The organism is Sphingomonas sp. BL2 (assembly GCF_056680015.1).
In genome coordinates this window covers 700,670-723,167 of record NZ_CM155261.1, presented here as the reverse complement: position 1 = coordinate 723,167, position 22,498 = coordinate 700,670, and the positions used below count along the sequence as shown (strand labels likewise).

General features: G+C 65.7%; 15 protein-coding genes. 7 read left to right on the top strand and 8 right to left on the bottom strand.

The window, feature by feature from the left end; all coding sequences use genetic code 11:
* Positions 1–26: 26 nt before the first annotated feature.
* The gene (locus AC1ME3_RS03340; protein WP_480954844.1) at positions 27–230 is read right to left on the bottom strand and encodes a hypothetical protein; all 204 of its coding nucleotides are present in this window, start codon (positions 228–230) and stop codon (positions 27–29) included.
* Positions 231–286: 56 nt separating this feature from the next.
* On the opposite strand from AC1ME3_RS03340, the gene AC1ME3_RS03335 reads away from it, so the two are divergent.
* Positions 287–547, top strand: coding sequence for a DUF2171 domain-containing protein (locus tag AC1ME3_RS03335; protein WP_056055125.1), 261 nt, complete (start codon positions 287–289; stop codon positions 545–547).
* Between the two features lie 138 nt (positions 548–685).
* On the opposite strand, the gene AC1ME3_RS03330 is transcribed toward AC1ME3_RS03335, so the two are convergent.
* From AC1ME3_RS03330 to AC1ME3_RS03300, 7 genes are all read right to left on the bottom strand, one after another.
* Positions 686–2,572, bottom strand: a complete 1,887-nt coding sequence (locus AC1ME3_RS03330; protein ID WP_480954843.1) for a ribonucleoside-diphosphate reductase subunit alpha — start codon at positions 2,570–2,572, stop codon at positions 686–688.
* 705 nt (positions 2,573–3,277) lie between these two features.
* Complete coding sequence (locus tag AC1ME3_RS03325) at positions 3,278–5,383, bottom strand: hybrid sensor histidine kinase/response regulator (RefSeq protein WP_480954842.1); 2,106 nt, start codon at positions 5,381–5,383, stop codon at positions 3,278–3,280.
* 105 nt (positions 5,384–5,488) lie between these two features.
* A complete protein-coding gene (locus AC1ME3_RS03320; RefSeq protein WP_480954841.1) occupies positions 5,489–6,214 on the bottom strand; it encodes a haloacid dehalogenase type II in 726 nt (241 codons plus the stop codon).
* Between the two features lie 281 nt (positions 6,215–6,495).
* Positions 6,496–9,150, bottom strand: coding sequence for an EAL domain-containing protein (locus AC1ME3_RS03315; RefSeq protein WP_480954840.1), 2,655 nt, complete (start codon positions 9,148–9,150; stop codon positions 6,496–6,498).
* A 133-nt stretch (positions 9,151–9,283) separates the two neighbouring features.
* The gene (locus AC1ME3_RS03310) at positions 9,284–10,876 is read right to left on the bottom strand and encodes an efflux transporter outer membrane subunit (protein ID WP_480954839.1); all 1,593 of its coding nucleotides are present in this window, start codon (positions 10,874–10,876) and stop codon (positions 9,284–9,286) included.
* Positions 10,873–14,166: a multidrug efflux RND transporter permease subunit gene (locus AC1ME3_RS03305; RefSeq protein ID WP_480954838.1), complete on the bottom strand. Its 3,294-nt coding sequence runs from the start codon at positions 14,164–14,166 to the stop codon at positions 10,873–10,875. Before AC1ME3_RS03305 ends, AC1ME3_RS03310 begins: the two co-directional genes overlap by 4 nt.
* Positions 14,167–14,172: 6 nt before the next feature.
* Positions 14,173–15,408 (bottom strand): efflux RND transporter periplasmic adaptor subunit, encoded by a 1,236-nt coding sequence (locus tag AC1ME3_RS03300; RefSeq protein ID WP_480955748.1) that lies wholly within the window; start codon positions 15,406–15,408, stop codon positions 14,173–14,175.
* Between the two features lie 459 nt (positions 15,409–15,867).
* Here AC1ME3_RS03300 and rpiA point away from each other — a divergent pair, with 459 nt between their 5' ends.
* The 6 genes from rpiA (at position 15,868) to AC1ME3_RS03270 (ending at position 22,495) form a co-directional block, all read left to right on the top strand.
* Entirely contained in the window at positions 15,868–16,548 is a 681-nt protein-coding gene (rpiA, locus tag AC1ME3_RS03295; RefSeq protein ID WP_480954837.1) for a ribose-5-phosphate isomerase RpiA, read from the top strand.
* A 69-nt stretch (positions 16,549–16,617) separates the two neighbouring features.
* Positions 16,618–18,708: a transketolase gene (gene tkt, locus AC1ME3_RS03290; protein WP_480954836.1), complete on the top strand. Its 2,091-nt coding sequence runs from the start codon at positions 16,618–16,620 to the stop codon at positions 18,706–18,708.
* Positions 18,708–19,832 carry a transaldolase gene (gene tal, locus AC1ME3_RS03285; RefSeq protein WP_480954835.1) on the top strand — a complete coding sequence of 375 codons (1,125 nt, stop codon included), beginning with the start codon at positions 18,708–18,710 and terminating at the stop codon, positions 19,830–19,832. The genes tkt and tal overlap by 1 nt, the downstream gene beginning before the upstream one ends.
* A 127-nt stretch (positions 19,833–19,959) precedes the next feature.
* Positions 19,960–20,943, top strand: coding sequence for a phosphogluconate dehydrogenase (NAD(+)-dependent, decarboxylating) (gnd, locus tag AC1ME3_RS03280; RefSeq protein ID WP_056060803.1), 984 nt, complete (start codon positions 19,960–19,962; stop codon positions 20,941–20,943).
* The gene (locus AC1ME3_RS03275) at positions 20,940–21,755 is read left to right on the top strand and encodes an HAD family hydrolase (protein WP_480954834.1); all 816 of its coding nucleotides are present in this window, start codon (positions 20,940–20,942) and stop codon (positions 21,753–21,755) included. Before gnd ends, AC1ME3_RS03275 begins: the two co-directional genes overlap by 4 nt.
* Positions 21,752–22,495, top strand: a complete 744-nt coding sequence (locus AC1ME3_RS03270; RefSeq protein ID WP_254685397.1) for an HAD-IIB family hydrolase — start codon at positions 21,752–21,754, stop codon at positions 22,493–22,495. Before AC1ME3_RS03275 ends, AC1ME3_RS03270 begins: the two co-directional genes overlap by 4 nt.
* Positions 22,496–22,498: the final 3 nt, after the last annotated feature.

The following is a 22,498-nucleotide window of genomic DNA, read 5'->3' as shown; positions in this document are numbered from 1 at the left end:
AAACTGGGGGGATCAGGTCGCGTGTTTCATGTCTCGGTGCTCCATTGCCACATCGCGGCGGCGGACATCGCGAGAACGATCGCGGCGGAGGTGAGCATGATGCCGATCATGCGGAACGCGTAGGTCTGTTGCTCGGTGATGCTCGGGCTGCGCAAACGGAGCAGCATCGTGGTGCCGACGATTCCGAGCACGCCTGCGACCACGAACATGATAGCTGAACCATACGTCATGCGACCAACTCGCCCGGCGCGCGTTCAGCACCCGAACCCAACACAGGAGAACGACCATGGTCGATGCAACCAAGATCCAGGAACATGCCGAAGTCATCGGCGCGGACGGCGTCCATGTCGGCACCGTCGACAAGGTCGAAGGCAACCGCATCAAGCTGACCAAGAAGGACTCGGGCGCGCAGGTCGTCGAGGGCACGGGCAGCCATGAAGGGCATCATCACTTCATCTCGCTCGGGCTGGTTGCGGATATCGAGGACGGCAAGGTCCGGCTTTCCGCCAACGCCGACGTGGCGGTGACGTTCGAAGAAGAGGCCTGACGCGAACGCGGTTCGCATCGAGCGCGCCGCATAGCCAGCCCGAACCCCGGTCCGCTTCGCGCGGGCCGGGGTTTTTGCGTCAGGCGCGCCCCGGTCCGTGATTGACGGTTCGGGGTCATGCTTGAACGCCGAGAGACCTTACTGGCAGGCAAGGCACTCATCGTAATCCTTCGACTCGACGTCGATCTGGCGCAGGTCGATGGTGTTGTCCGCCTCGACGCCGCCAGCGAAGCCCGCGCGCTGGACCGACTTCGAACGCAGGTAATAGAGCGACTTGATGCCGAGCTCCCACGCGCGGAAGTGGAGCATCAGCAGGTCCCACTTCTCGACGTCCGCCGGGATGAACAGGTTCAGCGACTGCGCCTGGTCGATGTACGGCGTGCGATCGGCGGCGAGTTCGAGCAGCCAGCGCTGGTCGATCTCGAAGCTCGTCTTGTAGCAGTCCTTTTCCTCGACCGAGAGGAAGTCGAGATGCTGAACGCTGCCACCCTGTTCGAGGATCGAGTTCCACACCGCGTCCGAGTTCTTCGACTTCTCGCTCAGCATCTTTTCGAGATACGGGTTCTTGATCGAGAAGCTGCCCGACAGCGTCTTGTGCGTGTAGATGTTCGCCGGGATCGGCTCGATGCACGCCGACGTGCCGCCGCAGATGATCGAGATCGAAGCCGTGGGCGCGATCGCCATCTTGCAGCTGAAGCGCTCCATCGCGCCGACGTCGGCGGCATCGGGGCAGGGGCCGCGCTCGATCGCGAGCTGCATCGAGGCTTCGTTGGCCTGGCTGCTGATGTGCTTGAACATGCGCAGGTTCCACGACTTCGCCATCGCGCCCTCGAACGGGATGCCGCGCGCCTGAAGGAACGAGTGGAAGCCCATCACGCCGAGACCGACCGACCGCTCGCGGCCCGCGCTGTAGGCGGCGCGTTCCATGCCGGGTTCGTGGCGGTCGATGTAATCCTGCAGCACGTTGTCGAGGAAGCGCATGACGTCCTCGATCAGACCCTTCTCGTCCTTCCACTGATCCCACGTCTCGAGGTTCAGCGACGACAGGCAGCAGACCGCGGTACGCTCGTTACCGAGGTGATCCTTGCCGGTCGGCAGCGTGATCTCCGAGCACAGGTTCGAGGTCGAGACCTTGAGGCCCAACTCGCGGTGATGCTTGGGCATCGCCTTGTTCACGTGATCGGCGAAGACGATGTACGGCTCACCGGTCTGGAGACGTGTCTCGACGAGCTTCTGGAATAGCGAGCGCGCGTCGACGGTGGCGCGGATCGCCTGGTCCTTCGGCGAGCGGAGATGCCATTCCTCGCCGTTGCGGACGGCTTCCATGAAGTCGTCGGTGATCAGCACGCCGTGGTGCAGGTTGAGCGCCTTGCGGTTGAAATCGCCCGAGGGTTTGCGGATTTCGAGAAATTCCTCGATCTCGGGGTGCGAGACGTCGAGGTACACGGCGGCCGAACCGCGACGCAGGGACCCTTGCGAGATCGCGAGCGTCAGCGAATCCATGACGCGGACGAACGGGATGATGCCGCTGGTCTTGCCGTTGAGGCCGACCGGCTCGCCGATGCCGCGGACGTTGCCCCAATAGGTGCCGATGCCGCCGCCGCGCGAGGCGAGCCAGACATTCTCGTTCCAGGTGTCGACGATCCCGCCGAGGCTGTCGGGGACCGAGTTGAGGTAGCACGAGATCGGCAGGCCGCGACCGGTGCCGCCGTTCGAGAGAACGGGGGTGGCGGGCATGAACCAGAGCTTCGAGATCGCATCGTAGAGCCGCTGCGCGTGGCCGGCATCATCGGCGTACGCGGAGGCGACGCGGACGAACAGGTCCTGGTAGCTTTCGCCCGGGAGCAGGTAGCGATCCTTGAGCGTGTCCTTGCCGAACTCGGTCAGCAGCGCGTCGCGGCTGTGATCGACCTCGACCGGGTAGATCTGCGCGCGCACGGAGTGGCTGTCCTGCGCCTGGCGCGGGGCCTTGGGGGCCTCGGCTTCAGGCGTGGCAGTGGTTTGTTCGATCGTGTCTGTGGTCATGTCGCTATCCCGGCTGCTGTCTCTGAAATCCATCGAAACCGCTCCTAGTGTTCTGTATTCGTTCGAATCGGCGTCATGTCGCCATGCTACCATCGGACGGCCCCTAACGGGAGAACAAAAAGTGACCATCGCGGCGGTGGAAGGCGCGCTTACGGTCATATCGCATATGGCTATGCGAGGGTTGTTCTACCAGCGATTGGGTCCGCCCCCGAACGCAACCCCAAGAGATTGTGCCAAAGCGCGAAGAGACGCAAGGGGGTGCGGGGGTGGTCGGGGGCTCGGTTCGTCGCGTTCGCGTGCGGGTTGGCCGGGCGGGATATTCGCGACGCGTGGACTTCTGCGGGGTTCGTGAAGCGCAAGGGGGCGAAGGGGGAACGAAAAATTATTTAAGGGCGGAAGATGGCAAATGTTGCTTCGAAGGGAGGTGTGGGAGTGGGGCACTGGATATGGGGTGGGACCGCTCTAGTTCCCCCGCGAACGCGGGGGCCCAGACGCCACGAACGTCGTCCTACTTGATTCCTGGACCCCCGCCTTCGCGGGGGAACCGTGGTGATGCGAAGATAACCTCAAATCACACCACCCCGGCGAAGGCCGGGGCCCAGTTGGGGGACGGTGCCAACTGAGCGATGCGTGCCGTTACTACGACCTTTCCAACTGGGCCCCGGCCTTCGCCGGGGTGGTGGTGATTGGCGAAGGCGGTCCGCCTTACCCCTCGATCATCGTCCGGATGTGCGTCGCCAACGCCTCCATCGCAAACGGCTTGGTGATCATCGACATCCCCGGCTCCAGGAAGCCCGACGCCAGCGCGGCATTCTCCGCATAGCCCGTCATGAACAGCACGCGGAGCCCCGGACGCAGCGCACGGCCCGCATCGGCGACCTGGCGGCCGTTCAGTCCGGGTAGGCCGATGTCGGTTACGAGCAAGTCGACGCGCTCCATCGTCCGCAACCTCTCAAGCCCCGCCGGGCCATCATGCGCCTCGACCGCCCGGTAACCAAGTTCGCCCAATACCTCGACGATCAGCGCGCGGACGACCGAATCGTCCTCGACCACCAATACGATCTCGCCCGCATCGGTGACGTGGTCCTGCGTCAGTCCGGGCAGCACCTCGTCCTGCTCCGCTTCGCCGTAATGGCGCGGCAGATACAGCTTGATCGTCGTGCCCTGGCCGAGCTCGCTATAGATCCTCGCATAGCCCTCGGACTGGCGCGCGAAACCGTAGATCATCGACAGGCCGAGCCCCGTTCCCTGGCCGATCGGCTTGGTGGTGAAGAACGGCTCGAATGCCTTGGCGATCGTGTCGGCGGACATGCCGGTGCCGGTGTCGGACACGCAGATACACACGTAGTGGCCGGGCCGGACGTCGCGCTGGCTGGCGGCGAAATGGTCGTCGAGGTGCGCGTTGCACGTCTCGATCGTTAGCTTGCCACCGTGCGGCATCGCGTCGCGCGCGTTGATGACGAGGTTGAGCAACGAGTTCTCGAGCTGGTTGGGATCGCACAGCGTCGTCCACAGACCACCGGCGAGCACCATCTCGAGTTCGATCTGCTCGCCGGTGGTGCGGCGGAGCAAGTCCTCGAGCGAGGCGACCAGCGGGTTGACCTTGACCGGGCGCGGATCGAGCGGCTGTCGGCGCGAGAACGCGAGCAAGCGGTGGGTCAGCGAGGCGGCGCGGTTGGCGGCGGTGGTCGCGCCGGTGATGAAGCGATCGAGCTCGCCGACACGCCCTTGCGCGACGCGGCGCTGGACGATCTCAAGGCTACCGGTGATGCCTTGCAACAGATTGTTGAAATCGTGGGCGATGCCACCGGTGAGTTGCCCGACCGCCTCCATCTTCTGCGCCTGGCGGAGTGCTTCCTGCGCCTCGACCAGTTCCTGCGTACGATCGCGGACGCGTTGTTCGAGGTCGGCGTTGAGCGATTGCAGGTCGCGTTCGAGCCGCTTGCGGTCGGTGACGTCCGCGCCTTCGACGAAAATGCCGACGACCGCACCGGTCGCGTCGCGGATCGGCTGGTAGACGAAATCGACGTAGCGGTCGTTGACCGAACCGCCGGGTTCAGCCTGAACCGCATAGAGCATGCCCACCGCCGTGAACGCTTCGCCTGTCGCATACACATCGTCGAGCAGGTCCAGAAACCCCTGTTCGACCGCGTCGGGCAACGCCTCGGCAACGGTTCGACCCAGCATCTCTCGGTGGCCGACCAGCTTGTCGTAGCCGGGGTTGGTTAGCTCGAACCGGTGCTCGGGCCCGCGCAACATCGCCATGAAGGTCGGCGCCTGCGCGAACATCTGGCTCATCCGTTCACGCTCGTCGCGCAGCGCGCGTTCGGTCTGGACGCGCTCGGTGCTCTCGTAGGTCGAGCAGAACATGCCCGCGATCGCGCCGCTCTCGTCGCGCACGGGCGAGTAGGAGAAGGTGAACCAGGCATGCTCGTCATAGCCCTTCCGGTCGGTGACGAGCGGCAGATTCTCGAAGAACGACGCTTCGCCCGTCAAGGCCTTGTCGACCAGGGGGCTGATATCGCTCCAGACATCCGCCCACACGTCGGCGAACCGCTGGCCGAGCGCCTGCGGGTGCTTGTCGTGCATGATGCGCGCGTAATGGTCGTTGTAGAGGAAGCCGAGCTCAGGCCCCCATGCGAGGCACATCGCGAACTCCGAGGCGAGCATCAGTGACACGATCGAGCGGAGCGACTGAGGCCAGCGGTCGATCGGGCCGAGTGGCGACGACGACCAGTCGTGCGCGCGGATCATCGCGGCCATCTCGCCGCCACCGGTCAGGAAATCGGCTTCGGCCGTCTGTGTGGTCATCTCAAAGTCCTGCCGGGTCGCACGCCGGGCCGAATTTTACGCCGGTGCGCGTTCGATACGGGGACGCGTCGCGCGTTTCCACCTGTTCGCGGGCAGGTCGCCGGGTCATCGGCACAGTTCGTCCGCCAGGCGCGTCAGGCTGTCGACGCAATAGTCCCACTCCTGCACGGCATCCGCGTCGGGCGCGGGCCCGCCGCCATATTCGTGCGGGCGGTCGACATAGGCGGTCTGCAGGCCAGCGGCGCGCGCCGCGGCGAGGTCGCTGTGGTGCGCAGCGACGAGGCAGAGTTCGCCGGGAGCAATATCGAGAAACCGCGCGGTGGCGAGGTAGGATTCGGGAAGCGGCTTGTAGACGCGGCTGACTTCCGCTCCGAGGATCGCATCCCAGGGCAGGCCGGCGCGGCGGGCCATTTCCAGCATGAGTGCGATGTTGCCGTTGCTGAGCGTGACGACCGGGTAGCGGGTCTTGAGGCGGGTGAGACCCTCGACCGAGTCGGGCCAGGGATCGAGCCGGTGCCAGGCGTCGGTCAGGTCGGTGAGCGTATCTTCGTCCAGCGCGGCGGGGTCGATGCCGTGGTGACGGAGCAGGTCTTCGAGCGCCTCGCGGTGGAGCGTGTCGAGAATGACGAACGGCCGCCGTCCGCTGCGGACCTCCTCGAGCGCTGGCTGATAGCGTTTGCGCCAGCCGTCGGCGAAGCGGTGCGGGTCGATATCGGTGCGGTCGAGGCGCGCGAGGATCGGCGCGGCATCGCGCGCGATGCCCGAGCGCCAGTCGACCACGGTGCCGAACACGTCGAACGCGAGGGCTTTGATCGGGGCGCGATGTACCATGATGGTGAGACGGTGGGAGGCGGCGGTTGGTTCCCGGGAATGGGGGACTTCCGGGCCTTTGCGCAGGCCGCCGTTGAGCGGGGAACTCGGCAATTCATCCCACCATCCTAGGAGATTACACACCACCCCGGCGGAGGCCGGGGCCCAATTGGGAAACGTGGATTGGCGAACGCCGTCTGCTGTTACGACGACCTCTCCAATTGGGCCCCGGCCTTCGCCGGGGTGGTGGCCTTTTACCGGTCTCCCGCAAAGTCGGACTGACTGTCGCTCGGCCGCCTAACTCACCCAGTCCGGCGAAGACGCGCGGAGTGGCCCTGGTTCAGTCGTTCCAGATTGAACGCCTCGTGGAACTCGATGCCCGCCTTGCCGGCGCGGGCCCAGCGGATGCGGGCGCCGAACATCTGGTCCTCGACCAGTTCGATCTCCAGTTCGACGCCGTCGGGGTTGCCGTCGATCCGCAGCCCGTCGAGCATCGCGCCCGACGTCGATATGTCGCGGATGCGGACGTCGCCGCGGACCCCGTCGATCGCGATCCGGGCGGAGCGCAGCATCTTGGTGCGCGGCGCGCGACTTACCTTGAAGCCGCTCGCGGCGGCGGTGCCGTTCTCGACTCCCAATTGCCGCAACGCCTCGTCCGCGCGGACCGGGCGGCCATAGACATAGCCCTGGATATGGCTGCACCCTAGGTCGCGGATCAAGTCGATCTCGTCCTGCACCTCGACCCCCTCGGCGGTCGTCTCCATCCCGAGCGTGTCGGCGAGCGTGACGATCGCCTTGATGATCGCCGCGTTGCGGTTGCCCGGCTCGGCCGCACCGCGCACGAACGACTGGTCGATCTTGATCTTGTCGAACGGCGCGTTGCGCAGATAGCCGAGCGACGAATAACCGGTGCCGAAATCGTCCAACGCAAGCCGCACGCCGATCCCCTTCAGCGCCTTGAACATCTGTTCCGACGAGCGCGTCTCGTCGAGGAACACGCCTTCGGTGATCTCCAGTTCGAGCCGACCCGCGGCGATTCCCGACTGCGCGAGCGCGCTGGTGACGAGCGCGGGCAGAGCGGGGTTGGCGAACTGGATTGGCGAGACGTTGACCGCGACGCGCACCGAGCCCGGCCAGCGCGCCGCCTCCAGGCACGCGGTCCGCAGCACCCATTCGCCGATCGCCTCGATCAGCCCGCATTCCTCCGCGACCGGGATGAAGTCGGCGGGCGAGACGAGTCCCCGCGTCGGGTGGTTCCAACGGATCAGCGCTTCGTAGCCGACGATCTGCGCCGATTTCGTGCTGACGATCGGCTGGTAGCAGAGGTGGAACGCGCCATCTGAGATCGCCGCGCGCAGATCGTCCTCGAGCAGTTTCCGCGTGCGCGCGCCGGTCAGCATGTCGTCCGAATAGAAGCGGTGGACGCCGCGGCCATCGGCCTTGGCGGCGTACAGCGCGAGATCGGCGTTACGGACCAGCGTCTCGGCATCGTCGCCATCGTCGGGTGCGATCGCGATGCCGATCGAGCAGCCGATCGTGACCGACGTCCCGCTGATGAAATAGGGTTCGGACAGCGAGGCGATGACTTCGCGGGACAGCGCTGCGAGCGTATCGCGGTCGGCGATGCCGGGCAGCACGACCTGGAACTCGTCGCCACCCAGCCGCCCGACCAGCCCCGCATCGGCGATGCCGCGCTGGAGCCGTTGCGCGACCTGCTTCAACAGCGTGTCGCCCGCCTGGTGGCCCAGCGTATCGTTGACCGCCTTGAACCGATCGAGGTCCATCAGGAACAACGACGTCGCGCGGTAGGGACCGGTCTTCTGCGCCAGCGTCTTGTCGAGCGACGAGCGCATCCGCTGGCGGTTGGCGAGTCCGGTGAGCCCGTCGAACAGCGCCAGCCGGGTGATCTCGGCTTCCGACTTGCGTTGTTCGGTCAGGTCGCGGCCCGAGCCGATGAAACCCTGGAAGCGCCCGAGGTCGTCGACCACCGGCCTCCCCGAGATCGACCACCAGCGTTCGCAATCGGGCGAGGTCGCGGCGCACACCGAATAGTCCGAGAACGACGTGCGCGAGGCGATGTGGAAGGCGAGCGTGCGCTCGGTGCCCGGCGCGTCGTTGTCCATGCGGAACAGGTCGGTGAGCGGTTGCCCGACCGCGTCGTCGGCGAGGCCGAGTTCGTCGGTCACCTTGGCGGACAGATAGGTCAGGCGGCCCTGGCGGTCGGCTTCCCAGAACCAGCCGGTACCCTGGTCCTCGAATTCGGCGACCATCCGGATCGCGAGCTGGCCCTCGTTCGCGGTCTCGGCGCGGTGCAGTTCCTGCGCGACGTCGATCCGCGCGAGGCGGTGCGCGACGATCCCCAGACAGCCGAGGAAGACGATCGCGACCACCAGCGGCGCGCCGATTCCCGCGCAGACCGCGAGCATCACGACGATCCCGACGCCGAGGCCGAGCGTCGCCGCGCGAACCGCATGGACGCTAACCGCCGTAACCGCGATCATCCCCAGCACCGCGACGCAGCAGGCGAGTTGCAGCGACCCCGACGGCGCGCGCGCAACGGCCCACAATAGTGACAGCGACAGCGCGGCGACTCCCGCGACACCGACGGTAAGCGCGCGGTTACGCTTATAGGCAGGCCATTCGCGCAATCCCGGCAGTCGCAATACGCCGAACACGCCTGCGGACAGCGCCGCCAGGATCGCGGCATGGATGCCGATCGATGGGACGATCGTTCCAAGACCGGCGGCAGGCGGCGCGATCAGCGCAAGCGCGACGATGAGGGCGCAGCCGACCATCTGCGTGGCAACCGCGATCGGCCAGGTTTCCGCGACCTGCGCGAGCTTGCGATCGAGGAGTTCGGCAACCTGTTCGCGCGCATCCTCGCCAAGCCCGAACACGGCGGGGGCTGGCGATCGATCGCGCGCGCGGCGATCCGCGACGGGGAGGGGGGCGTACATCCAACCGTTCTGACTGGAATATCTTGCTGATACGGTAAGATTGGCGGGACGCGAAAAAAACTTCGTCCACTCAGTGCGTTATAAAGGCGGAGGGAACGGAGTTGCGCCTGGCTCTTCCGTTCCCTCCGACGCGTCAGTCCGTTTCCGGCCGCGGTGCGCCGCTCATCGTCACGGGTTGTGGCCCGCCGGCGGTGGCTTCGAGCGTCGAATCGCCGCCGAGTACCCGGTACAGCGTCACGCGGTTGCTCGCGCCGACGAGCTGCGTCGCGACGAGGTTGCGCTGCGCGGTGTAGAGCGAGCGTTGCGCGTCCAGTGAGTTGAGGAACGTGTCGATCCCGCCGCGATAGCGCGCGTCGGACAGGCGGTATGTATCGAGGGCCGCTTCCGAGAAATTCTGGTTCGCCTTCAACTGGTCGGCGATCGTGCCCTGGCGTGCGAGCGCGTCGGCGGTTTCCTGGAACGCGGTCTGGATCGTCTTCTCGTAGGTCGCGAGCGCGGCGTCGCGCTGCGCCTTCGAATAGGCGACACCGGCGATCCCGGCCCCCGCGCGGAAGATCGGGTAGCTGACCGAGGGCGCGACCGAATAGTTGAACGCGCCGCCGCTGAACAGCGAGGTGAGCGACGTGCTGGCGAACCCGAGTATCCCGGTCAGCGAGATCTTCGGGAACAGTTCCGCACGCGCTGCGCCGATCTCGGCATTGGTGGCGCGGAGCTGGTATTCGGACTCGACGACGTCGGGGCGGCGTAGCAGGATGCTGCTGTCGAGCCCTGCGGGCAGCGTGGCGACGGTCGGCAGCGCCTGCTCGATCGAGGTGGGCAACAGGCTGGCGTCGACCGGCGCGCCGACGAGCAGTTGCAGCGCGTTGACGTCCTGCGCGAGCGCGGTGCGTTGCTGCGCGAGGTCGGACTGCGCGGTGAACAGGATCTGCTGCGCCTGGCGGAGATCGGTGCGCGGGGCGACGCCGCCGCGCAGCCGCGCATTGGTGAGCGTTACGCTGCGCTGCGAACTCGTCACCGTGTCCTGCGCGATCTTTAGCAGGCTCTGGTCGGACGCGTAGGTGAGCCACGCATCGGCGATGTCGCCGACGAGCGTCAGGCGGGTCGTTCGCGCAGCGGCTTCGGTCGCGAAATAGCGATCGAGCGCAGCGCTGGTCAGCGAACGGATGCGGCCGAACAGGTCGAGCTCGAAAGCGGTCGTGCCGAGATCGACCGAGAAGGCGCTGTTCGAGCTGGAAGAACTGACGACCGATCCGGTGCCGGCGCCGGTGCCTGTCCCGGTGCCGCCTGTGCCGGTGCCGCCAGTCCCAGTGCCAGTTCCGGTGTTACCCGTTCCTGTTCCCGTACCGCCAGTTCCACCACTCGTAACGGTGTTGCGGGTGCCGTTGCCACCACCCGAATAGGTGTAGCGGCCGCTGGCATCGACTTGCGGCAACAGGTCGGCGCGCTGGATGCGGTATTGCGCGCGGGTCGACGCGATGTTGGCGGCGGCGACGCGGAGATCGCGGTTGTTGGCGAGCGCCTGGACGATGATCTGCTGGAGCCGCGGGTCCTTGAAGACGTCGCGGTAGGTGATCGCGGGCAGCGCCGCCTCGGACTGGCGCAGATACGCGTCGCCGACCGGGAGGGACGGCGGCACGGGAAGTTCGGTCCGCGCGTATTTCGGCGCGAGCGAGCAGCCGGCGAGTGCGGTCGACGCGGCGAGGATCAGGACTAGCGAGCGCATCATGCGGGCTCCGGCCGGTGAGGGCCCTGTGGTTCGGGTGGTCCGAGCGGTTCGTTGTGATCCCCATCAGATCCATGGCCGTCAGGGCCGTGGCCGTCATGGCCCTGGAAGCCGGTCGGCTTGCCCCGCAGCTTGGCGATGCCGTCACGCGCGCCGCGGCGGACGAGGACGAAGAACAGCGGGATGTAGAAAATCGCGAGAATCGTCGCGGTCAGCATGCCGCCGACCACGGCCGTCCCGATCGCGATACGGCTGTTCGCGCCGGCACCGGTCGACAGCGCCAGCGGGAGCACGCCGAGGATAAACGCGAACGACGTCATCAGGATCGGGCGCAACCGGATCTTCGCAGCCGACAATGCCGCCTCGATGACGCGCTTGCCCTTCTTCTCCTCCTGCTCGGCGAACTCGATCATCAGGATCGCGTTTTTCGCGGCCAGACCCATCGTCGTGAGCAGGCCGATCTGGAGATATACGTCGTTGATCAGCCCCCTCAGCGTCACCGCGAGGATCGCGCCGACGAGGCCGAGCGGGATCACCAGCAGCACGGCGATCGGGATCGACCAGCTCTCGTACAGCGCGGCGAGGCACAGGAACACGACCAGCAGCGACAGGCCGTAAAGGATGGGCGCCTGACCCGAGGACAGGCGTTCCTGATACGACAGGCCGGACCAGGCGACCGAGGTGCCGGGAATCTGCCCAGCAAGCTCGGCGATCCGGTTCATCGCGTCGCCCGAGCTGACGCCCGGCGCGCCCGAGCCCTGGATTTCGTACGAGGCGATGCCGTTGAATCGCGACAGCGTCGTCGGCGCCTGGCCCCAGCTGGTTTTCGCGAACGACGAGAACGGCGCCATCTGGCCGTTCGATCCGCGGACGAACCACTGGCTCAGGTCCGATGGCTGCGCGCGGAACTGCGCGTCGCCCTGGACATAGACGCGCTTGACGCGGCCACGGTCGATGAAGTCGTTGACGTACTGGCCACCCCAGGCGGTCGACAGCGTCGAGTTCACGTTCGCCTGCGTAAGGCCTAGCGTGGACAGCTTCTGCTGGTCGGCATCGACGCGCAGCGTGGCGACGTCGGGCAGCTCGGTGAGGCGGATCGCGGTCAGCGACGAGTCGGCGCGGGCGAGCGCGAGCAGCTTGTCGCGCGCGGCGTTGAACTCGACCTGGCTAAGCCCGCCGGCGTTCTGCAACTCCATCGTGAAGCCGTTCGACGAGCCGAGACCGCGTACCGCCGGTGGCACCAGCGAATAGACCTGCGCGTCACGGAAGCCGGCGAACGCCTTCGATGCGCGACCGGTGATCGCTTCCGCGGTGTTTTCCTTGCCCTTGCGATCGTCCCACGGTGCGAACGCGATGAAGCCTTGCCCCGTGTTCTGGCCGCTTGCGCCGCCACCGCCGCCACCGCTGACGGTGAACATCGTGCGGACGTTGGCCTTCTCGTTGGTGTAGTAATATTGCTCGATCTGCTTCTGCAGCGCGAAGGTGCGGCCTTGCGTGGCGCCCGCCGGAAGCTGGAACTGGACGATGCCCGAGCCCTGGTCCTCGGTCGGCAGGAAGCCCGTCGGCAGCCGCAGGAACAGCACCGCGAGCACCGCGACGATCACCGCGTAGATCAGCAGGAACAGCCACTTGCGGTCGATCACCGACTGGACCGCACTCGTGTATTTCTGCGTGCCCTTCTCGAACCCGTCGTTGAACTTGTCGCCGGCGCGCGTGAAGAAATGCGCCACCTTGGGGAATTTGCGTTCGCCCCAGCTCTTCTCGGTGTTGCCGTCGGCGTCCTTCTGCTTCTGCTTGAGCAACGTCGCGGTGAGGGCTGGGGAGAGGATCAGCGCGACCAGCACCGACAGGACCATCGCCGACACCATCGTCAGCGAGAACTGGCGGTAGATCACGCCGGTCGATCCGCCGAAGAACGCCATCGGCAGGAACACCGCCGACAAAACGAGCGCGATCGCGACCAGCGCGACGGTGATCTCGTTCATCGACTCGATCGTCGCCTCCCGAGGCGTCATCTCGGGATTTTCCTCCATCAGGCGCTCGACGTTCTCGACCACGACGATCGCGTCGTCGACCAGCAGGCCGATCGCGAGCACGAGCCCGAACAGCGTCAACGTGTTGATCGAGAAGCCGGCGAGATAGAACACGCCGAACGTGCCCAGCAGCACGACCGGGACCGCGATCGTCGGGATCAGCGTCGCGCGCCAGCTTTGCAGGAACACGAACATGACGATGACGACGAGGATGACGGCCTCGATCAGCGTCTTCACGACCTCGTCGATCGACAGCTTGATGAAGTCGGTGGTGTCGTTGGCGTAGGCGAACTTCAGGCCGGGCGGGAAGCTCTTGGCGGACTTGGCGACGAACGCCTTGACCAGCTCGGCGGTCTTGAGCGCGTCGGCGCCCGGCGCGAGCAGCACCGCGATGCCGGCGCCGGGATGCGCGTTGACGCGGCTACGCGCGTTGTAGTTCTCCGCGCCCAGCTCGATGCGGGCGACGTCGCGCAGCTTGACCACCGCGCTGTCGTTGGTGGTCTTCAGGATGATGTTGGCGAACTGCTCGGGCGTCTGGAGGCGCGACTGCGCGGTGACGGTCGCGTTGAGCATCTGCGTGTCGGGCTGAGGTTGCCCGCCGAGTTCGCCCGCCGCGACTTCGGTGTTCTGCGCCTGGATCGCAGTCGTCACGTCGCTCGGGATCAGCTGGTAGCTCGCGAGCTTGTTCGGGTTCAGCCAGATCCGCATCGCGTATTGCGCGCCGAACACGTTGCTGTCGCCGATCCCGGGAATACGGCCGAGCGGATCCTGCAGGTTCGAGACGAGATAGTCCGAGACGTCCTGATTGGTCAGCTTGTCGGTCTCGTCATAGACGCCGACGATCAGAAGGTTGTCCGGGTTCGATTTCCGCACCACGAGGCCCTGTTGCTGGACCTGTTGCGGCAGGCGGGACAGCGTCTGCTGGACCTGGTTCTGGACCTGGACCTGCGCGATGTCGGGATCGGTGCCCTTCTCGAACGTCACGGTGATCGTCACCGAGCCGCGCGACGACGAGGACGAGCTGAAATAGATCAGCCCGTCGATACCCGTCAGCGACTGCTCGACGACCTGCGTGACGCTGTTCTGGATGGTCTGCGCATTGGCACCCGGGAAGGTCGCGCGGACGGTCACCTGCGGCGGCGCGACGTCGGGGTACTGCGCGATCGGCAGGCTCATGATCGCGCCGATGCCGCCGAGCATCACGATGATCGCGAGCACCCAGGCGAAGATCGGGCGATCGATGAAGACACGGGACAACATAAGGGCTTAGCCGGCCTTTTTCTGGCTGGAGTCGCCGCCGGAGGACCCGTCATCAGAGGTGCCCTTGGGCGCTTCGATCTTTTGCGCGGTGTTTTCCGGCACCGGCTTCACGCCCTGGTTCGGGGCGATCTTCGACAGGCCCTGCGTAATGATCCTGTCCCCGGGGTTGAGCCCGCTGGTGACCACCCAGAACGCGCCCTGCGTGCGGTCCGCCTTGATCTTCTTCTGGACCGCCTTGTTGTTCGCATCGACGACATAGACCGTCGCATTGCCCTTCGCGTCGCGCGACACGCCCGCCTGCGGCACGAGGAACGCGCGCTGGTTGATCGCCTGCGCAAACTTGGCCTGGACGAACATGCCGGGGAGCAGCAGTCCTTGCGGATTGGGGAAGCGGGCACGCAGCGTCACGGTGCCGGTCTCGGTGTTGACCAGCGCTTCGGCGAACTCGACCGTGCCGGTCGCGCCATATTCGCTGCCATCCTCGAGCGTCAGGCGGACTTCGGCGCGGGTCGCGACGATGCCGTTCTGGCCGAGCGACCGGCGCAGCGCGAGCAGGTCGCCGGAGGATTGCTGGATATCAACGAACATCGGATCGAGCCGCTGGATCTGCGCGAGCGGATCGGTCTGCGTTGCCGAGACAAGCGCACCGACGGTGAATAGCGACCGCCCGATGCGCCCGGTGATCGGCGCGGGGACGGTGGTGAACTTGAGGTTGATCTGCGCGGTTTCGAGCGCCGCGCGCGTCTGCGCGACCGAGGCGGTGGCCTGGCGCGAGGTGGCGACCGCGTTGGTGTAATCCTGCTTGCTGATTGCCTCCATCTCGGCGAGCGGCTTGTAGCGCTGTGCGAGGATGGTTTGCGCCTGCTGGTTGGCGCGTGCGCTCTGGAGGTTGGCCTGCGCCTCGTTGGCGGCGGCGCGATAGAGACGCGGGTCGATCTCGTAGAGCGGCTGGCCTTTCTTGACGAGCGTGCCCTCGGTGAAGAACCGCCGGCGGATGATGCCGGTGACCTGCGGGCGGACGTCCGAGCTTTCGAATGCGGTGGTGCGGCCGCTGAGTTCGGTGGTCATCGCGACGCTGGTCGGCTGGACGACGACATAGCCGACGGTCGGCGTGCCCTGGCCCGGTTGGCCACCGCGCCCGGCCTTGCCTTGCGCCTTGTCGTCGCCGCCGGAGCAGGCGGCGAGCGCCAGTGCGGGCACCAGCAGGATGGCGCACTGCCGCGCAGAAAATCGTGTGGCTATCAAGTTTGGTATCCGCTCGCGATCGGTGGTGGCAGCTGTTGGTCGGCCTAAACCACGAGGATGTACCAGAAGTATGTCAGTTGAAAAGCGCGGGTGAGAAATAGGGAAGAAAGAGTAACCTGTTTGATTGTTTGGGGGTGTTTTGTGCGACGTAAGGCCCGCCAACGTCCCAAGAATGTTTCCCCGCGAAGGCGGGGACCCCGACTGGGGCCCCGCCTTCGCGGGAGAACAAGGAAGGGGCGGGCGCCCCAACCACACCACCACCACCCCGGCGAAGGCCGGGGCCCAGTTGGGGGACCTTGCTAACGGAGCGCGGTCCGTCGTTACTGCGACCTTTCCAACTGGGCCCCGGCCTCCGCCGGGGTGGTGCTTCTTGTGCGGGTCCTCCAAACTAAATCCTCTGGGATGTGTTGAAGCGTGGATGCCGGAACTAGCCCGGCATGACGGAAGGGTGGGCCGATGGCTTCGATCGATGACGACAAGAAGGCTGCCGCCGTTGCCGCCGTGGCGGAAGTTCAAGACGGGATGCTCGTGGGACTCGGCACCGGATCCACTGCGGCGTTCGCAATCCAGGCGCTCGGCGACCGGGTCGCCGAAGGCCTGCAAATCCACGCCGTCGTCACCTCCGAAGCCTCCGGCAAACTCGCCCGCGAACTCGGCATCGAGATCCTCGACTTCGCCACCGTCGCCCATGTCGACCTCACGATCGACGGCGCAGACGAAATCGACTCGCGGTGCTTCGCCATCAAGGGCGCAGGCGGCGCGATGTTGCGCGAGAAGATCGTCGCCGCAAGCTCGGCACGGATGGTCGTGATCGCCGACGGTTCCAAGCGCGTCGACCAGATCGGTGTCGCCAAGCTGCCGGTCGAGGTGCTACCGTTCGCCATCGCCTATGTAATGCGGGTGCTGTCAGACATGGGCGCCGCCCCAAAGATCCGCGACAACTACCGGACGGACCAAGGCAATCTCGTTATCGACTGCCACTTCGCTGCCCTCGACGACCCCCGCGCGACCGCCGCCACGCTCGCCGCGATCCCCGGCATTCTCGGCCACGGCCTGTTCCTCGACGAGGTCAATGCCGCATATATTGCAACGAACGGCGTCGTTACGCGACTGGAACGGATGGGTGCATCCGACTAAAGGCATCCTATGTTGGCAACCAGATCGGATGCGCGGCGTTCGGTCACCGTCTAGAGCGAGGCTTCTTCCATGACCGATACCGCAACCGCCCCCACCAAGGCGGACCCTATGCTGCACGAGGACGGCTCCCCCGAGCGTCTGGCGATCGATACCATCCGCACGTTGTCGATGGACGCCGTGCAGAAGGCCAATTCGGGCCACCCCGGCACGCCGATGGCGCTCGCGCCGGTCGGCTACACGCTCTGGTCGAAGTTCCTGCGCTACGATCCCAAGCACGCCGACTGGCCCAATCGCGATCGCTTCGTGCTGTCGGTCGGCCATGCGTCGATGCTGCTCTATTCGCTGATCCACCTCGCCAAGATCGAAGAGATCAACGCGGACGGTAACAAGACCGGCAAGGAGGCCGTCAGCCTCGCGGATATCGAGCAGTTCCGCCAGCTGTCGTCGAAGACGCCGGGCCATCCGGAATACCGCCACACCACTGGCGTCGAGACCACGACCGGGCCGCTTGGCCAGGGTTGCGGCAACTCGGTCGGCATGGCGATCGCCGAGCGCTGGCTCGCGGCGCGCTACAACAAGGACGGCTTCACGCTGTTCGACCATGACGTCTACACGATCTGTGGCGACGGCGACATGATGGAGGGCGTTTCGGCCGAGGCTGCGAGCCTCGCCGGCCACCTCAAGCTCAGCAACCTGTGCTGGATCTACGACAGCAACCACATCTCGATCGAGGGCGCGACCGATCTCGCATTCGACGAGGATGTGGGTCTGCGCTTCGACGCGTATGGCTGGAACGTTATCCACATCGACGACGCGAACGACACCGCCGCGCTCAGCCGCGCGATCGAGACGTTCAAGGCGACCAACGACAAGCCGACCTTCATCGTCGTGCATTCGGTGATCGGCTACGGCAGCCCCAAGGCAGGCAGCGAGAAGGCCCACGGCGAGCCGCTCGGCGAAGAGAATATCCGCATCACGAAGAAGGCTTATGGCTGGCCCGAGGACAAGTCGTTCTTCGTGCCGGACGGTGTAATCGAGCATTTCAACGGTGCGATCGCCGAGCGTGGCGCCAAGCTGCGTGACGAATGGGTCGCGCTGACCGACAAGTATCGCACGGCATATCCCGAGCTGTCGGCCGAACTCGACCTGTTGCTCAAGGACGAGTTGCCCGAGGGCTGGGATGCCGACATCCCGAAATTTGAAGCGGATGCCAAGGGCGTTGCCAGCCGCGACTCCGGCGGCAAGGTGCTCAACGCGATCGCCGCGAAGGTGCCGTGGCTGATCGGTGGTTCGGCCGATCTCGCGCCGTCGACCAAGACCGACATCAAGGGGCAGCCCTCGTTCGAGGCGGAGAACTACGCCGGCCGGAACTTCCACTTCGGCATCCGCGAACATGGGATGGGCGCGATCGTCAACGGCATGGCGCTGTCGCACCTGCGCTCGTACGGCTCCACCTTCCTGGTGTTCGCCGACTACATGCGCGCGCCGGTGCGCCTGTCCGCGATCATGGAGGTCGGCGCGATCTGGGTGTTCACGCACGACTCGATCGGTGTCGGCGAGGACGGCCCGACGCACCAGCCGATCGAGCATCTCGCCACGCTGCGTGCGATCCCCGGCCTCGACACGATCCGTCCGAGCGACGCGAACGAAGTCGTCGCCGCATGGAAGGCGGTCCTCAAGGACGCCAGCACGCCGGCCGCGCTGATCATGTCGCGCCAGGCCCTGCCGACGCTCGACCGGACCAAGTATGCGAGTGCAGACGGGCTCGAAAAGGGCGGCTATGTCCTCGCGGATAGCGATGGCACGCCCGACGTGATCCTGATCGCGACCGGCAGCGAAGTGTCGCTGGTCGTCGACGCGCACGAGAAGCTCAAGGCGGACGGCGTGAAGAGCCGGGTCGTGTCGATGCCGAGCTGGTATCGCTACGAACTGCAGGACGCCGCGTACAAGGAAAGCGTGCTGCCGCGCGAAGTGCGGGCGCGCGTTGCGGTCGAGATGGCCGGGTCGATCGGTTGGGACCGCTATGTCGGTCTCGACGGCGCGACCGTGACGATGTCGACCTTCGGCGCTTCGGCGCCGCTCGCCAAGCTGCAGGACAAGTTCGGGTTCACCGTCGACAATGTCGTCAAGGTCGCCCGCCAAGTGATGGAGACCAAGTGATGGGTGCGCTCAACGATCTCGAAGGCTTCGGCCAGGCGGTATGGCTTGATTTCGTCGATCGGAAGTTCCTGGAGGCCGGTGGTCTCCAGAAGCTGGTCGACGAGGATGGGCTGACCGGCGTCACGTCGAACCCTTCGATCTTCGAAAAGGCGATGGGTCACGGCGATGCCTATGATTCGACGCTCGCCGAATACGACAAGCAGCATGCCGGCGCGGCGACGATCGACCGCTACGAGCATCTCGCGATCCAGGACATCAAGGCGGCGGCGGAGACGTTGAAGCCGGTCTATGACAAGCTCGACGCGAAGGATGGCTATGTCAGCCTTGAGGTGTCGCCGTATATTTCGGACGATACCGACGCGACGATCGCCGAGGCGAAGAAGCTGTGGGGGATGGTCGACCGGCCGAACCTGATGATCAAGATTCCGGGGACGCTCGCGGGCGGTCCGGCGATCTCGTCGACGATCGCGAGCGGGATCAACGTCAACGTCACGCTGCTGTTCGCGCTCGACGCCTATATTCGCGTTGCCGAGGCGTATGCGGCGGGGCTCGAGGAGCGCGTCAAGCAGGGGGAGCCGATCGACAAGATTGCCAGCGTCGCGAGCTTCTTCGTCAGCCGGATCGATTCGTCGATCGACAAGGAGATCGATGCGCGTCTTGAGAAGGGCGATGCCGAGGCCGATGCGCTGAAGGCGGTCCGCGGCAAGGTCGCGATCGCCAACGCGAAGATGGCATATCAATGGTATCTCGATTTCCTGAAGTCGGATCGCTGGCAGGCGCTCGCCGCCAAGGGTGCGCAGCCGCAGCGTCTGCTGTGGGCATCGACCGGCGTGAAGGATCCGAGCTATCCCGACACGCTGTATATCGACACGCTGATCGGCAAGGATACGGTCAACACGATGCCGCCGAAGACGATGGATGCGTTCCGCGACCACGGCACCGCGGCGGAGACGATCACGCAGGATGTCGAGGGCGCGAAGCACACGCTCGCCGAAGCCGAGCGGCTGGGTCTCGACCTCAACGGCGTGACCGGCAAGCTGGTCGAGGAGGGCGTCGCCTCGTTCGTCAAGGCGTTCGACGACCTGCTCGGCTCGATCGCCAAGAAGCAGCCGGCGACGGCGTAAACGTCTGCTCCCTCTCCCTTTCGGGGAGAGGGTCGGGGTGAGGGGCGCCGCGAGCGCTGCCCTCCCCAACTGCCCCTCACCCCAACCCTCTCCCCGGCGGGGAGAGGGGGTAAGCAAGGAATTCCCCATGAAGATCGGACTGATCGGCCTCGGCCGGATGGGCGGCAACATCGCGCGCCGGTTGATGAAGAACGGCCACGAGGTCGTCGCGTTCGACCGCGATGCCGAAGCCGTCAAGAAGCTCGCCGCCGACGGTGCGATCGGTGCGGACTCGCTCGACGACATGCACGCCAAGCTCGACACCCCGGCGATCTGGTGGGTCATGGTGCCCGCGGGCGAGCCGACCGAGAGCACCGTCCAGGCGATCGCCGCGAAGTCGAATTCGGGCGATATCATCATCGACGGCGGCAACAGCTTCTACAAGGACGACGTCCGCCGCGCAAAGGAACTGGCCGAGAAGGGCATCCACTATGTCGACGTCGGCACGTCGGGCGGCGTGTGGGGGCTGGAGCGCGGCTATTGCATGATGATCGGCGGCGACAAGGAAACGGTCGACCTGCTCGATCCGATCTTCGAGACGCTCGCGCCGGGCATGGGAACGATAGTCCGCACGCCGGGCCGCGTCGAGGGTCAGGCCGATCCGCGCGCCGAGAAGGGCTATATCCACGCAGGCCCCTCGGGCGCCGGCCACTTCGTCAAGATGGTCCATAACGGCATCGAATACGGCTTGATGCAGGCCTATGCCGAGGGTTTCGACATCCTCAAGGGCAAGTCCGGCGAGCATGTCGTCGAGGAGGAGCGCTTTGACATCAACCTGACCGACGTTGCCGAAGTCTGGCGTCGCGGCAGCGTGATTTCGTCGTGGCTGCTCGACCTGTCGGCGATCGCGCTGGCGAAGGACGGTACGCTCGAAGGGTTCAGCGGCAGCGTCGCGGACTCGGGCGAGGGCCAGTGGACGATCGACGCGGCGATGGAGGAGAAGGTGCCCGCCAACGTGCTGAGCGCGGCGCTGTATGCGCGCTATCGCAGCCGCGTGGACCACACGTTCGGCGACAAGCTGTTGTCGGCGATGCGCTATGGCTTTGGCGGTCATGTCGAGATGCCGCAGTGAGCGCTGATATCAAGCTCCTCGTCTCCGATGTCGACGGCACGCTCGTCGACAAGGAGAAGAAGGTGACGCCCGCGACCGTCGATGCGGTCAAGCGGTTAAAGGCGGCGGGCCTCGGCTTCACGATCATCAGCGCGCGGCCGCGCTCGGGGATGATGCCGATCGCGGAATTGCTCGGCATCGACGAGCCGATGGGAGCGTTCAACGGCGGGATCGTGTTCAAGCGCGACGGCACCGTGATCGAGCACCACATGATCGACGTCGATGTCGTCCGCGGCGCGATGGAGATCATCGGCGACGCGCCGGTCGATACGTGGTTCTTCGCGGACGACGTCTGGTACGCCAGCACCGATCAGGGCGGGCATGTCGGCAGCGAGAAGAAGGCCTCCGCGCAGGACCCGGTGATCGTCTCCGACTTCACCGACCTGCTCGCCAAGGCCGACAAGGTGACCTTCGTCAGCGATGACGAGGATCTGTTGCGCGACCTGCACGCGAAGGTCGCAGCGAAGTTCGATACGCAGGCGACGATCGTCCAGAGCCAGACCTATTATCTCGACATCACGCCCGTCGCTGGCAACAAGGGCAGCGGGATCGAGGAACTGGCGGACGCGTTCGGCATCAGCTTGACGCAGACCGCGGCGATCGGCGATCAGGCCAACGACATCGCGATGCTCAAGCGCGCCAAGCTGGCGATCGCGATGGGCAATGCGCCACAGACTGTCCGTGACGTCGCGCACGAGATTACCAGCGCGAACGATGCCGACGGCGTCGCCCACGCGATCGACACCTTCATCCTTACCGGAGTTTCCGCATGAAAGACCTCGTTGCCTTCGACCTCGATGGAACGCTGGCCGAGAGCAAGCAGCCCCTGCAGGAGCCAATGGGTGAGGCGTTGGCGAACCTGCTCGACGTCGCGCATGTCGCGGTGATCTCGGGCGGCGACTGGCCGCAGTTCGAAAAGCAGGTCGCGTCGCGGCTGCCCGAGCGGGCGGACCGTACCAAGCTCTGGCTGATGCCGACGACCGGGACGAAGCTGTACCGCTTCGATGGCGAATGGCGCGCGGTGTACGCCGAGCTGTTCGAGGAGGACGAGAAGCAGAAGATCCTCAAGGCGTTCGACGAGTCGCTGGAAGCTACCGGGTTCGTGCCGGAGAAGACCTGGGGCGAGCGGATCGAGGATCGGGGCAGCCAGATCACGTTCTCCGCGCTCGGTCAGGAAGCGCCGATCGATGCCAAGCACAGCTGGGATCCGGACTTCGCCAAGCGCAAGGTGATCCAGGCCGATCTGCAGAAGCGCCTGCCGGGTCTGTCGATCAACATGGGCGGCGCGACCTCGATCGATATCACGCGCGAGGGTGTCGACAAGGCGTACGGGTTGAAGAAGCTCAACGAGGCTAGCGGCATCGCGCTCGACAAGATGATGTTCATCGGCGACGCGATTTTCCCGGGCGGGAACGACTATCCGGCGGAGCAGCTTGGGCTGGACGTCGTGAAGGTGAAGAACGTCGATGGCACGCTGGCGGCGATCGCCGGAATCGTCGCGTGCTTGAAGTAAGGG

Coding starts and splice junctions, on each gene's coding strand:
- AC1ME3_RS03340 (WP_480954844.1), bottom strand. CDS start 230: ATGACGTATGGTTCAGCTATCATGTTCGTGGTCGCAGGCGTGCTCGGA.
- AC1ME3_RS03335 (WP_056055125.1), top strand. CDS start 287: ATGGTCGATGCAACCAAGATCCAGGAACATGCCGAAGTCATCGGCGCG.
- AC1ME3_RS03330 (WP_480954843.1), bottom strand. CDS start 2,572: ATGACCACAGACACGATCGAACAAACCACTGCCACGCCTGAAGCCGAG.
- AC1ME3_RS03325 (WP_480954842.1), bottom strand. CDS start 5,383: ATGACCACACAGACGGCCGAAGCCGATTTCCTGACCGGTGGCGGCGAG.
- AC1ME3_RS03320 (WP_480954841.1), bottom strand. CDS start 6,214: ATGGTACATCGCGCCCCGATCAAAGCCCTCGCGTTCGACGTGTTCGGC.
- AC1ME3_RS03315 (WP_480954840.1), bottom strand. CDS start 9,150: ATGTACGCCCCCCTCCCCGTCGCGGATCGCCGCGCGCGCGATCGATCG.
- AC1ME3_RS03310 (WP_480954839.1), bottom strand. CDS start 10,876: ATGATGCGCTCGCTAGTCCTGATCCTCGCCGCGTCGACCGCACTCGCC.
- AC1ME3_RS03305 (WP_480954838.1), bottom strand. CDS start 14,166: ATGTTGTCCCGTGTCTTCATCGATCGCCCGATCTTCGCCTGGGTGCTC.
- rpiA (WP_480954837.1), top strand. CDS start 15,868: ATGGCTTCGATCGATGACGACAAGAAGGCTGCCGCCGTTGCCGCCGTG.
- tkt (WP_480954836.1), top strand. CDS start 16,618: ATGACCGATACCGCAACCGCCCCCACCAAGGCGGACCCTATGCTGCAC.
- tal (WP_480954835.1), top strand. CDS start 18,708: ATGGGTGCGCTCAACGATCTCGAAGGCTTCGGCCAGGCGGTATGGCTT.
- gnd (WP_056060803.1), top strand. CDS start 19,960: ATGAAGATCGGACTGATCGGCCTCGGCCGGATGGGCGGCAACATCGCG.
- AC1ME3_RS03270 (WP_254685397.1), top strand. CDS start 21,752: ATGAAAGACCTCGTTGCCTTCGACCTCGATGGAACGCTGGCCGAGAGC.